The sequence below is a fragment of the Cohnella thailandensis genome, from assembly GCF_014212135.1.
Lineage (GTDB): Bacteria > Bacillota > Bacilli > Paenibacillales > Paenibacillaceae > Cohnella > Cohnella thailandensis.
The window spans coordinates 137,580-151,503 of the sequence record NZ_JACJVQ010000028.1; the positions used below are offsets into that span (position 1 = coordinate 137,580).

Below are 13,924 nucleotides of genomic sequence, written 5' to 3' on the forward strand. Positions count from 1 at the left end.
AGGTTTTGGATCCATTTTTTGAATTAGATGCTTCCACGCAGGCGGAAGAAATCATGAGTCGCATTCGCAAACAAAGAAAAGAACGTAAGCTCCTTCTTAGTGAACAGGATATACAAGAAGATCCTTTTGTTGATCTCTACTGGAAAGCGAAAGAGGTTCAAGAGAACAGTAATCCCATACCGATTCCACAGAATGCTCCGTTCCGGTTCATTAAGAGGATAATCGGCAAGCTCATTCGCACTTATACAAGAGGACAAGTCCATTTCAATCAGTCTACTACAGCTTACACGGAACTCGTCTTGAAGCACTTTAAAAATATGCATAACAATTATCTTCAGCTAGAAGGCAAATACCAGGATAGTCTACAACTGTTGAATAGTTATGAGCAAGATAGACGGGATATGGAGCGCAAGATTGAGACTTTATCAAGAACAATCGCTGACTTGAAGCAATCAACGACCCATACAAATGATCGAATCAGTAACTTAGATGATTGGTTAAAGTCGTTAAATACAGCGCATGATAATCTGTACCAATGGGTAGAGTTGATCAACGGACGAATGGATAGGGCTGAAAATTATCAGCAACGAGTGAGAAAGGAATTGTTTGCGGAAATTAAGTATACCGACACTCATTCCATTCAGAGCACGAAGTTAGAGGCAAAGATCATTAATACTGAAAAGTATAACAGAATGCTTGAAAACAAAACTCTAAAAGTCAATCTTGGTTCAGGAACTCTTATTGAGGATGAATATATTAACGTTGATATGCGAGAAATAGATGGCGTAGATGTTGTTGCAGATGCAAGAGAGTTGCCTTTTCCTGAGGCAAGCGTCTCGGAGTTGTACTTGTCCCACATCATCGAACATTTCTCGGAACAAGAGATGCGAGATAAAGTACTACCGCATTGGTATTCCAAGATTGCTTACGGAGGGAAAATTAAAGTTATTTGCCCGAATTGGAAGGCAATGCTGGATGGCTATGCCCAAGGAGAAATCTCTTATGAGGTTTTAAAGGAAGTCACCTTCGGTTCACAGGAATATGAAGGGAATTATCACTATAATATGTTTACTCCTCAGACTCTTCAGCAAATGTTGGAAGAGATTGGGTTTGTTAATGTGCAAATAATAGCTTCCAGTAGAAAAAACGGTATGTGTTATGAAATGGACGTTGAAGGAGAAAGGTCTCGATGAAGGTTATTCAAGTCATGGATGCCTTGGATTATGGCGATGCGGTAAGCAGTCATGCTATTGAGATTCATGGTATTTTAGACGAATTAGGCTTTTCCAACGAGATAAGAACCATTCATGTCCATGAGAAAGTGAAGCATCTAAGAAAGAGCATCGATGAACTTCTTGTTCAGAAGGACGATATAATTCTTTTTCACTTTTCGGGTAAATCGTCAAGCTTCGATAAGATCAGAAAGCTTAAATGCAAGAAGCTGCTAATTTATCATAACATAACCCCTCATGAATTTTTTGAAGGTATGGAGCCCCACTATACCCATTGCATGGAGGGGCGTAAACAACTCTTACAGCTCGCGGGTCAATTCGACATGTACATTGGAGATTCGGAATTTAATGTTCAAGAGCTCCAAGCTATGGGATGCGAACCTACTTATGTCATGCCGATTGTTTTGGAATTAGGGAGTATTATAAGAAGAACGGTTAAGGATGCAAATAAAGGGAGGAAATTCTTGTTTGTAGGAAGAGTTGCCCCCAACAAGAAACACGAAGATATCATGAGGGTATTTGATTATTATTGCAAATATATCGACCCTCAAGCAACCCTGCATCTTGTCGGCAATTATCAGGATTATTTGCCGTATTACGAAAGATTGCAAAGCTATCGAGCGGGGTTGCTAAGCCGAGACCGGATCCTGTTTACGGGTAAAGTATCCGCTGAAGAGCGAGATCATTACTATCGGAATGCGGATGTGCTTCTATCCATGAGCGAACACGAGGGATTCTGCGTGCCCTTATTGGAAAGCATGTCTTATGGAATCCCGACGTTCGTCTTTAACTGTGGAGCGGTCAAGACCACAATGGGGAATGCCGGAGTCCTCATCCATGAGAAAAGATTCGAAGATATTGCGGAATTGATTGATGCCGTACTGAGCGACAAGAAGTTGGCGCAGGAGATAATAGATAAGCAATACGAATGGTTAAACCATTTTTCCCGAGACGAGTCTGTCAAACAACTGGTTTCGATTCTTGAGGAGGCAAGGAGTTTGTAGAAAATGAGTGAAGAGTTGAAGTTTTCCATTGTAATCTGCACCTATAATAGAGATGAATTTCTAGAGAGAACTCTCTTAAGCCTAAATAATTTGTCGTATTCGAATTTTGAAGTTATCGTGGTGAACGGACCATCGACAGATCGGACCTCTGAGATCATCGAGGGTTATCGGGATCGGATTAAAATTAGGACCAACAGCAAGGCTAACCTGTCTGTATCTCGAAATATAGGCATAAAGGCGGCAGCGGGAGATGTGGTAGCTTTTCTCGATGACGATGCTATTCCCGAACCGAATTGGCTCCATCAAATCAAGGAAGTATACGATGCCCATTCTCCAATTGGGGGGGCAGGGGGGCGAGTATTCGGACCGGGCGGAGATCACTTCCAGTTTCATAATGGATATATAGATATTTGGGGCGAGGCGGAAGTGAAGCTGGATCAACCAGGAATTCATACGGCCCCAAGATCGGATAAATACAACATTATGATGGGAGTAAACAGTACTTTCTCTCGCCAGGCTTTGCTGGAAGTAGGCGGCTTCGACGAGTATTATGAATATTTCCATGACGAGAGCGATCTGTGTGTACGTCTGACGAAAGCCGGATATCCCATTTATCATCATCAAGAAGCTTATGTGCATCATGAATTCGCAAGATCTCATATTCGTAAGTCCAATTATGATATGAACTGGTATCCGATTGTTAAGAATACAGTGTACTTTGGCGTTAAGAACTCGAAAGGAATTAAAGGATGGCCCTTGCGGATGATTAAGCCATTCCATGTAGCCAATAAACGTGCACGCGAGTTTAAACATTGGTACCGTAATCGGTTAATTAGCAAAAAGGATTATCGGCGTTTCATGAAGTTATGGCGCAAAGGCGTGTTCTCCGGTTATAAGGATGGCTTGTTTAAATCGACGCAAATCAACAACCATCTACAGAACGATGATCCATTCCTGACTTTCAGTAAGGTCCCAGTTGAACTCGATGCCGCTCTTCTCATTCATCAGAATAATCATATTGCCGAAACCTCAAGTGAGGCTCTGGCGGTATTACCCGAAAAGTTTGGTATTTGCTTATTAAGCAAGTATTATCCTCCATTCGGCAGCGGCGGGGTTGCCACCTATACTAAAGTATTAGCAGAAACTTTGGTGAAATTAGGGCATCCCGTTATCGTTTTAACGAGCAATGTTCCAGAAGGTAAACAGAATATAAATGGGGTTAGTGTAGAGCAGGTTGTAACTTCTACTAATTCAACAGACGATTTGAGTTTTTTAAATTCAGTAATGCCAATTACTGAATCGAATGTTCGTTATTCTATTAATGTGGCTAACCGAGTGGAAGAGTTATATCGGAATGGAGAAATTCATTTAGTAGAGACGCCGCTGTGGGACTATGAAGGTTTAGCTTGTACAGAGATTAATGGTTTAAAAACGATTGTGAGGTTAGAGACACCTTTAAGAAAAGCGGCAGATATGCAGGGGTGGAAGTGGAATAAAGACCTGGAGTTGTCGGCTAACCTTGAAGCAAAATTGTTATCTAAGTCGGATGGCATCATTACGATCTCGAACAATGTAAAAGATACGATCGCAGAAATGTATGGAATAGAGTGGGGAATTAAACCCGAACTTGTTCCACTTGGTCTATTCAACAGGACGGAAACAATCGAAAACTTGCATAAAGCAAGCCATTCAAGTCTCGAGATTAATCCTATAAAAGTGTTGTTTGTGGGGAGGCTTGAGCCACGAAAAGGCGTCGATATCCTATTGAATGCTTTTCGCCTTTGCTACAACGACAGTCTTCCGATTGAGCTAATACTTGCGGGCAATAAGAAAATACCATTCAAGAACGGTCTAACTATGGAAGAGATATTTACCAGAAGCTCGGACAAAAAAATTCAAGAAAAGGTTAAATTCCTTGGAGAAGTTTCTGACGAGGAACTGCATCAGTTGTATACCAAGTGCGACATCTTTGTTGCTCCCTCACGCTATGAATCATTTGGGTTAGTATATTTAGAGGCCATGAAGTACGAAAAACCTGTCATTGGATGCGCAGTTGGCGGCGTGCCCGAAATAATTGAAGATGGAGTTAATGGGCTTTTAGTAAAATCCGAGGACGCCACTGAGTTAGCCCAAGTGATAATAAAGCTAGCGAAAAATAAAGAGGAGAGGGATAGAATGGGTCGAAAGGGTAGAGAGATCTTGGAAAGCAAATTTTCGACTATTGCGATGACAAGGAAGACTCTTGATTACTATTTACAAGTTTTAAATCGCAATGGAAAGTAGCTTTAATAGTAAATAAGATCATGGATTGGTGGGTAACGGATTGTGAAAATTAATATAAGATATACGACAATTGCAATCCTGAGCATCATAATTTTTTCCGCGGCCATTTTACTTACAATTAATTTTTTGGACAAATATGAGGACTCGATAAATAAAGGACAAAATAAAAGCGTACAATCCATACAGCCCTATTCAGATTCGCCTATTAATGTGACCAATAATCATGTGGTGATGCAAAAGATTAGGGTGATGGAAAATAACTGGGAGGGTGTGACGCTTTTATTTTCGAATTATAATGCACCCGATAGAATAGTTGATATTCTAATTGAAGATGAAAGTTCTGGGGAGAAGATTATACAGACCAATTTTTTATCAAGCGAAATTAATAATCAAACTCCTCAGAAAGTCTTTCATTTTAATCAAATCAAAGATTCCAAAGGGAAAAATTACAATATAACCATTAGTAGTAATTCTAAAGAACTATCGGATAATTCCGTCGTTACTTGGTATAGCAATTATAATGCATATTCCCAAGGCGATTTATATATTAACGGAGAAAAGAAAGCATATGATTTAACCATGTCTTTGATTTACTCATCACCAGTCCTTCCTAAGGTCAAGATTTTAATAATAACAGCAATTGTGATTTTGTTGATGTTAGTTGTTTCCGTTTTTTTATTTTTTAAGAAATGGCCAATTCATAAATTGTTTGTTGTTTTTTCATTAATAAGCGGAATTGTTTTTGCAGTTATTCTACCCCCATCAACGGATGAATGGGCCCACTTTAATCGAGCGTATTCGATTTCAGAAGGCAATATTGTCCTCCCAAGTAAAGGTGACACCACAGGATCTTACATTCCGAGTTCGCTCCGGGATCTTAATGCCTACTATAAGGATTTATATAGTTGGCAAAAAGGGTTAGAGGAAGAATTGAATCAAAACGATAAGGTGTTTGTGGCATTTCCGAATTCAGGTGTTTACTCTCCAGTGCCTTATTTATCCCAAAGTATAGGCATTCTTTTTGGGAGATTTTTGGATTTATCTCCGCTTATTGTTTTTATCATATCAAGAATAATGAATTTAGTATCCTGGGCAGTTTTGCTTTATTTTGCAATTAAGAGAATCCCGTATGGTAAGAGCTTAATCTTTGGGCTAGCATTGTTGCCGATTTCTATCGAAACTGCTGCTTCTTGTTCTGCAGATGCGCTTCTCTTTGCAAGTAGTTTTTTACTTATTGCTGAAATATTGAATATTTATCATAATCCTATAAAGAGAATAGAAAAAGATAATATCAAATTACTTGCCGTTATTATTTGTATTATAGCTTTATGTAAACCTGGTTTCTGTTTACTGGCCTTATTATTGTTCGTAATCCCGAGCCAATATTACGGAAGCGGAAAAAAGTATGTGTACACAAACACACTAATCCTGGCATCAGGTGGTATATTAACTTTATTATGGACCTTATTGGTTGGAAAAAGTTCGGATGCCCTAGCTGTTTGGATGCAGAATATTTATGGGCCTGGAATCGATTCAAAAGAGCAACTTATAAATGTGTTACGTGATCCTACTGTTTTTGTTAAAGCTACAATTCATGCGATTGATGGTGAAAAGCAACTATACTACTGGCAGATGTTCTTGAAGACCTGGGTAACACCTTACGCACCGACTTTGTTTATGATTATTTACTCCTTTGTCTTCATTCTGAGTTTGATATTTGAATCTGATCCAATTAGGGACACCATATCCATAAGAGGGAAGAGCATTATGGTTGGAGTGTTTCTGTTAATAAGCATGGCCATTTATGGGATATTTTATTTGACGATAACACCTGTTGGAGCCTTAGGTATTAAAGGGACTCAGGGAAGGTACTTTATACCACTTCTGCCGGTTCTATTATTAACGGTAAAAAGTAAGTGGTCCATTAGCGTTAAATCGAGTGATGTATTATTGGCAAATTTATTGTTTTATATCTCGTTTTTTGGCGTTCTTTACTCTATGTTGTCCTATTACTTAATATATAAATAAGGCAATAAAAGTAAAGCTAAAGAGCGATTCAATAGAGTCGCTCTTACTTTATGGGTAATTAGAGATAAAAATCGATAAGTATTGTCAAACGTGATAAAATAAAGAAGGATCAAGTCACGTAAGACATGATAGGATGAACTGAAAGTGAGAATAGCGATCATACACGATTGGCTCGTTGTAAATGCAGGTGCCGAGAAGGTACTTGAGCAACTTGTGAATTTATATCCGAATGCGGATCTGTTTTCAACCGTTGATTTTCTAAAGGATAGTGAACGGGGATTTATACAGAACAAAAGAGCAAAAACCACTTTTATTCAGAAGTTACCTTTTGCTCGGAAGAAGTACCGGAGTTACCTTCCATTCATGCCTTTGGCAATTGAGCAATTAGATTTAAGGGGCTATGATCTCGTCATTTCAAGTTCTCATGCCGTTGCTAAAGGTGTATTGACAAGTCCGGGACAAGTGCATATTTCCTATGTTCATACTCCAATTCGCTATGCGTGGGATATGCAGCAGCAATACTTGGAGCAAACAAATTTGATTAAGGGGTTTAAATCGAGTATTGCCCGAATCATTCTACATTATATAAGAATGTGGGACCTTCGGACGGTTAATAGCGTAGATGCATTTATTGCTAATTCTCAATTCGTGTCGAACAGAATTCGAAAGTACTATGGAAGACACTCCGATGTAATTTATCCACCGGTTGATGTTAGTGCATTTGAAATGAAAGCTCAGAAAGAAGACTTTTATCTCATTGTTTCACGCCTGGTTCCCTACAAGAAAATGGATTTGATCGTAAGAGCATTCGCAACAATGCCAGATAAGAAACTTATAATCATTGGCGATGGTCCTGAGAGAGATAAAGTTAAAGCTCATCTCGGCCCGAATACCAAGTACCTTGGGCGCCAATCTTTTGAAGTTTTGAAGGATCATATGCAGAGAGCCAGGGCTATTATTTTCGCAGCAGAAGAGGATTTCGGAATTGTCCCTGTGGAAGCACAGGCATGTGGTACGCCAGTAATTGCTTATGGCAAAGGCGGAGTATTGGAGACGGTTATTGGGGAAGAAAGTGAAAATCCAACCGGCTTGTTCTTCAATGAGCAGACAGTTGAATCCATCCGAGAAGCGGTGGAGAGGTTTGAAGCAAGAATGCATTTATTCAAACCCGAGAATTGTAGAAGTAATGCAACTCGCTTCACAGCAGAACAGTTCAGAAGTCAATTCTCTGAATTTGTTATTACCGTATTAAATAAAACACAAAGGTGACGATGTACCTATTATTAATTGTTTACAATAGGGACCCATTAGGGTCTCTATTGTTTTTATTAAGTCACTCTTATGCCAAACACAGAGGTTATCTACAAAGTAGATGAACTTTATTCGGTTGAACACGATCGTGGCATTCTATGGGATGACCCTGACATTGCTATTAACTGGCCGATTGAGCATCCTACTTTATCCGACAAAGATGGCAAGCATCCATGTTTGCAAAATGCAGAGATCAATTTCTTTTGGTGAAGAATCCGGGGGGAATATAATTAAATATTATTACCATCATGATAGGTTGGCAGTTTGCCAGCCTATTTGCATACCTCTATCGGATACGAAAAAAGAATACGGAAGTATTCTGCAATTTTTGATATAATGTTTTGCGAGGGCTCTGATAAGACAATTTTCTGTTGTGCTTTCTAATATAGGAAAGTTGGATAATATCAGGATTGAATTATATATATTGTCTGTAGGTTAAGGGGATGGAAATGGATCGTAAAAAAATATTGCTGATTATTCCAGCTTACAACGAAGAAAAAAACATCGAAAAGCTAGTTTCATCTATTAGGATAACTTGTAGCGATAATGTAGATGTATTAGTCATTAATGACTGCTCTAAGGATAATACCAGTGCTGTATGTAGTTCTCTTGGAGTGCCTACTGTAGATTTACCGTGTAATTTAGGTATAGGCGGTGCGGTACAAACCGGATATAAATATGCAAATCTGCATGGTTATGATATAGCAATTCAAGTTGACGGCGACGGTCAACATAAGCCGGAATTTGTGTCAGAATTGATAGACCCGATTTTAAAAAGTGAAGCTGATTTGGTAATTGGATCGAGATTTATTAATAAGCGTGGGTTTCAGTCCACAGTGATGAGAAGATTGGGAATCGGTTACTTTACTTTCTTGCTGAAACTAATTACGAAGAAAAATGTCACGGATCCGACATCTGGATTTAGAGCCTGCAACAAAAAAGTAATCGATTTGTTCTCAAAGAGATATCCAACCGATTATCCTGAGCCAGAGTCAATCATGTATTTGATTAGAAATGGATATCGTATTCAAGAGGTCCCCGTAATTATGCAAGAGAGAATGGAAGGGAACTCCTCCATCACATCGCTCAAATCCGTATATTACATGATGAAAGTATCGTTAGCTATTTTAATTGATAGCCTGAGAAGACAAATAGTTTAGAGGTATATAATGATACCATTAAAATTGCAATTGTTATTAATTCTCGGTTCTGTGTTGTGTGCTATTATTTTAATAAACTTAATACGGAAGTATAGGTTAGAATTGAAATACTCTATGCTATGGCTAGCGATGATGATAATTATTTTAATACTATCTATTTTCCCGGATCTAGTTGGGGCCGTAGCACATGCAATTGGAATTGAGGTTCCAGTCAATGCGTTATTTTTATTAATGTCATTTAGTGCACTAGCTATACTATTTTCTGTTACAATAACTTCGTCTCGCACTTCAATAAAAATAAAAGAACTATCACAGGAGATAGGACTATTGAAACTCGAGGTAAAAAGATTAGCGTTAGAACGAGAAGCGGAGGAAAAGCAGGGATGAATGCCGTATACCTGCTACTGAATATAATATTGCTAGTTTCAGGGCAAATTTTGTTTAAACTAGGACTGGAGAAAATGGGCGGTGTCTCCCTATCTAACGCATGGTCAGCTCTTTTAAATATACATATTATTATCGGATTGATTTTGTATGCTTTGGCGACCCTAGTTTGGTTTGTAGTTCTATCGAGAATGCCACTAAGCACAGCGTATCCAATCCAAAGTTTAGCTTACGTTCTTGGAATAATCGTTGCGTTAGTTATGTTTAATGAACCTGTCTCTTTAATGAAATGGGTTGGTGCAGGAGTCATAATAATTGGAGTTGTATTAATTTCTAAATGATTCATATATCAAGAAAGCCATTTATACCGTCATCTTCCGGTGACGGTTTTTTGTATTTTTAGAATATCCCTAAATTTCTCCAATCCCGAAGCCGAAATATAAGGTACGACTATGTTCAATTCGGGAGGTATCATTTTGCGTCGTTTCAAATCTATAGCTTTCGTTCTTATCGCCGCCCTAATTGTCCAATTGAGCTTACCTCTCCTGCCGGGAGGCGCTAATACAGCCTCAGCGAACGGTGACAGCGGGCCTTTGGTTACCCAATTCGTCCCGCCTCCAGAGGAGATCCAGGCTCCTGCCGGATCTAGGCTGAAGATAACCTTTGATGAGTTCATCGTTAGGGGAACGGGGGCTATTACGATCCAGAAGAAAGAGAGCGGCTCCTTGGTAACGGTCGAAACTCTGAACGTTCAGACGGATCTGAATAATGTGCTTCTGGAGCAGCCGACGAGAGTTGCGACCATTATTCCGCGTACCTCTCTTGTTCCGGGCAACTATTTAATTAAAATTGACGGTTCCTCGTTCGCAAGCTTAAGCACTGGCAAGTTCTATACCGGAACCTCATCTTGGTCCTTTACGGTAGTGGATAACAATGATTTGGCTCCTAGACTTGATCCTGCCAACAAGTCTGTCGATAATTATGCAGATGGCCCTATTTTGCTTACGATGACCTATCCGTCTTCGAAGACGATGAAAAAAGGGACTGGTTATATTCAAGTTAAGCGCAAGGGGGATAATGCGACTTTTCAGACGATCGATGTCAATTCCGCTTCCGTTACGGTAAACGAGCAGACGGTCTCGATCACTCTGAATAAGCTGGATTACTCGACGGAGTATTATATCTTAATGGATATGGGCGCCATTCTGGATTCGGGCAACAATGAATACGGAATTGCTTCGGACTCCATCTGGAGCTTCAAGACCAAAGTCGAGACGGACAGGACCCCTCCGACCGTCAGTGCCTTCTGGCCGTCGAACGGAGGAACGCTTGGCCAGCTCCGCGGAAATTTGGCTATTAGCTTCAACGAGAACGTTTATGCAGGCAGCGGCTCCTTTACGATTTATCAAGGAGCGGCGCCTATCTGTACGATACCTGCCAACTCGCCCGCGATCACAGGCTATGGCAGTGCGACCATTACGATTTCGCCTACTGTCGGTCTGTGTCCGGTGTTTAGCAATAACACTTCATACTCGGTGACGATCTCTAATCTGGCCGTTCATGATGCTGCCGGTAACAATTATGCAGGAATTTCAGGATGGACCTTCAAGGTGGTGGAGGATCTCTCCGCTCCTGAGATCGTGACTCTTACGCCGGCTTCCGGTGTTATCAATGTCAAGCCGGATGTGGGCACGTTAAGCATTAAATTCAATAAAGCGGTTAAACTAGCCGCCGAAGCCAAAGCCCGGATCAAAGTCCTCTCCGGCTCGTCGTCCGGAAGCATTCTGGGGGAAGTTCCGTTAAGCGTAGCCTCAGACGATCCGACAGTCGTATACCTCAATTCAGTGCCTGCTTTATCCGCGGCAACTCAGTACGCCGTCTATATCGACTCCGGCTTGATCATGGACACAACGAATTCCAATGTTTTCCCTGGAATCCTGAACGATTACCGATGGAGTTTCCAGACGTTAGGGTCCGATAAGACGGCTCCTCGCTTCGCTAGCGCCGCGATGGACGGAATGTCGGTTGTCCTCACCTACAACGAGGATCTCGATCCGACGTCCACTCCGGCACCCGCTAATTTCTATGTGGCTGTCAATGATGTAGCGGCTCAGGTAACGGGAGTCACCGTCTCCGGCAAGCAAGTGTGGCTGAAGCTTCAGAACAGCGTGGCGGTCGGGCAGAAGGTGACTGTCGCCTATACGGCTGGAGAGCTTCCGCTTAGAGACTTGTCCGGCAACGCAGCGGCGAATCTAGCTTCGACAAACGTGTCCAATACGACAAACACGACGATCCCGAAGCCTTCTTCCGGATCCATTAGCGGAAGCGTATTAACGCTTAATTTCAATAAAACGTTAAATGACCTGCCAAGCAACGCTGCTTCGCAGTTCACGGTTAAGTTCGATAACAACGCAGTAAGCATCCAAACCATTGCCCTAACCGGTTCTTCCATTACCTTTGCGCTCGGCGCGACCCCGAGCTCGTCCCAAAGCGTCTCGGTATCCTATACGCCAAGCTCAACGCCCATTCAGGACAAGAGCGGCAACGCGGTGGCTGCCTTCACCAATTTCTATGTAACGAACGGGATCGATACGGTAGCTCCGGCGCTGTCTACGGCTACGGTAGCGAACAATATCGTTACCCTGTATTTTAACGAAGGGCTCAATGCCAGTTCGATTCCGCCGAAGTCGAGCTTCTCGGTGGTCGTGAACAATTCGGCGGCGACGATCTCATCGATCGCTATCGATAATAATGCCGTCATTATTACGCTCGCCCAGGCGGTGTCATCGGGAACGGTGCTGGTTACTTATATACCGGGGACGACGCCTCTGAAGGACTTGGCCGGGAACGCCGCGGGGTTAATCAGTAATTATTCGGTTACGGCCGGCGGCACTGCCGCCAAGTTCTCGAGCGGAACTTATGCCGGATCGACGATTACATTGAATTTCTCATCCAATTTAAGCAGTTCCTATATCCCTTATCAGTCTCAATTTATGGTGAAGGTTGGGAACGCAACGGCAACGGTAACTTCCGTGCAAGTATCCGGTTCGACATTAACGCTCACGTTAGCATCGTCCATTCCTTCCGGACAAGCCGTATCGGTGGCTTACAGCTCTTCCGGCAATTCGCTGAAGGACTCGCTCGGACTGACCGTAGCCAGCTTCGGACCCGTTACCTTGACTGGAAGTTCGACGGGCGGCTTGGAGAGTTATCTGGAAAAAAATTCCGAAGGCGGACTTACCTTTAGTTTGTCGGGGGCGACAACCGCTACGGATACTTTGCCTTCCGGCAATGCGACGGTCCGTTACTTGCTCAATGCGGATTACCTTACGAATGCATTGACGCAGCTTAAGAAGGGAACGGATATAACGAAGCTTCAGCTGAACTTCGTCGTTCCGACAAGCCAAGCCGGAGCGATGGTGGGTTTGCCGCTACAGTCTTTAATCAACGGCATGGTCCTGAATCCGGACGCCGTCATTCGAGTGGATTACGGCAGCTACCAATTCGAATATCCTTTACTCGCTTTAAGCAGCGGTTCGTTAAATCAGGTTCTCGCAAGCGACCCTTCAGCTTATCTGCTCATCCAGATTGACCGGGGATCCGACGCCAATCTGACGACGGCGATAAACTCGCAGGGCGCCACCGTTCTGACGCCCTTAATGGATTTCACTGCTTATACGGTAGCGAATGGCGCCAAGACAGAAGTGAAGGCGTATGATAACTTTGTCACTCGTTCATTTACGGTTAGCAATGTAGCAAGTTATAAGGATTCCAATCTATCTGTCGTTCGTTACGACAGCGATTCCGGAGCTCTGGCGTATACGCCGACGACGATTGCCCGTAACGGCTCGTCCGCCAAGCTAAGCTTTGAACGCAAGGGGAACAGCAAGTACGCTGTTGTCTACTACGGCAAGGTATTCAGTGACGTAACGGCTGCCTGGGCCAAAGATAGCGTAAATAACCTGGCTTCCAAAATAATCATCAGCGGGACATCTGCGACCCAGTTCCAACCGAACCAGAACATCACTCGGGCCGATTTTGCCAAGTATATTGTGAAAGGGCTTGGTCTTGATGGTCAGAAGAGCGCGGCTGCCCGTTTCTCCGATGTAGGCACTACGAATGCTTATGCAAGCTACATCGGCGCGGCAAGCGCAGCGGGAATCGTTCAAGGAGGCACCGATGGGCGCTTCCAGCCAACGGCATTCATCACTCGTGAAGAGATGGCGACGATGATGCAGAGAGCCATCGCTTACGTCGGCTCATCGGTTAGCGTTAGAGGAACCGAATTGACTCCATTTACGGATAGCGGAAAAATCAGCTCATACGCTAAGACTGCTGTTCAACAGAATATTGCAGCAGGCATCATGAACGGCGTCTCGAGTTATCAATTTAAGCCGAAGGACAACGCGTCCCGAGCCCAGGCGGCTGTCATGATCGAGAGAATGCTGAAGTACGTCGGGTTCCTGCAAGTGTAACTCATACAGAATCGCCTTTATTTTCCCGCAAGCCCATGAAGTTATAC

General features: G+C 42.4%; 9 protein-coding genes and 1 pseudogene. All 10 read left to right on the plus strand.

Features of this window, described 5'->3' with window-relative positions; genetic code table 11:
• Window positions 1-5: 5 nt before the first annotated feature.
• The 10 genes and pseudogenes from H7B67_RS28750 to H7B67_RS28795 all read left to right on the plus strand — a co-directional run bounded on the left by H7B67_RS28750 (window position 6) and on the right by H7B67_RS28795 (window position 13,877).
• Entirely contained in the window at window positions 6-1,193 is a 1,188-nt protein-coding gene (locus H7B67_RS28750) for a class I SAM-dependent methyltransferase (RefSeq protein ID WP_185123342.1), read from the plus strand.
• Window positions 1,190-2,236, plus strand: a complete 1,047-nt coding sequence (locus tag H7B67_RS28755; protein ID WP_185123343.1) for a glycosyltransferase family 4 protein — start codon at window positions 1,190-1,192, stop codon at window positions 2,234-2,236. Before H7B67_RS28750 ends, H7B67_RS28755 begins: the two co-directional genes overlap by 4 nt.
• Before the next feature lie 3 nt (window positions 2,237-2,239).
• Entirely contained in the window at window positions 2,240-4,519 is a 2,280-nt protein-coding gene (locus H7B67_RS28760) for a glycosyltransferase (RefSeq protein WP_185123344.1), read from the plus strand.
• 42 nt (window positions 4,520-4,561) lie between these two features.
• A complete protein-coding gene (locus H7B67_RS28765) occupies window positions 4,562-6,547 on the plus strand; it encodes a DUF2142 domain-containing protein (RefSeq protein WP_185123345.1) in 1,986 nt (661 codons plus the stop codon).
• A 144-nt stretch (window positions 6,548-6,691) separates the two neighbouring features.
• Window positions 6,692-7,816, plus strand: a complete 1,125-nt coding sequence (locus H7B67_RS28770; protein WP_185123346.1) for a glycosyltransferase — start codon at window positions 6,692-6,694, stop codon at window positions 7,814-7,816.
• Window positions 7,817-7,882: 66 nt separating this feature from the next.
• Window positions 7,883-8,068, plus strand: a pseudogene (locus H7B67_RS28775) (dTDP-4-dehydrorhamnose 3,5-epimerase family protein); the annotation flags it as partial.
• A 233-nt stretch (window positions 8,069-8,301) separates the two neighbouring features.
• Window positions 8,302-9,018 (plus strand): glycosyltransferase family 2 protein, encoded by a 717-nt coding sequence (locus tag H7B67_RS28780; protein ID WP_185123348.1) that lies wholly within the window; start codon window positions 8,302-8,304, stop codon window positions 9,016-9,018.
• A 9-nt stretch (window positions 9,019-9,027) separates the two neighbouring features.
• Entirely contained in the window at window positions 9,028-9,405 is a 378-nt protein-coding gene (locus tag H7B67_RS28785; protein WP_185123349.1) for a DUF2304 domain-containing protein, read from the plus strand.
• A complete protein-coding gene (locus tag H7B67_RS28790) occupies window positions 9,402-9,743 on the plus strand; it encodes an EamA family transporter (RefSeq protein ID WP_185123350.1) in 342 nt (113 codons plus the stop codon). Before H7B67_RS28785 ends, H7B67_RS28790 begins: the two co-directional genes overlap by 4 nt.
• A gap of 666 nt (window positions 9,744-10,409) precedes the next feature.
• A complete protein-coding gene (locus H7B67_RS28795) occupies window positions 10,410-13,877 on the plus strand; it encodes a SwmB domain-containing protein (RefSeq protein ID WP_245363222.1) in 3,468 nt (1,155 codons plus the stop codon).
• The last annotated feature ends 47 nt before the right edge of the window (window positions 13,878-13,924 follow it).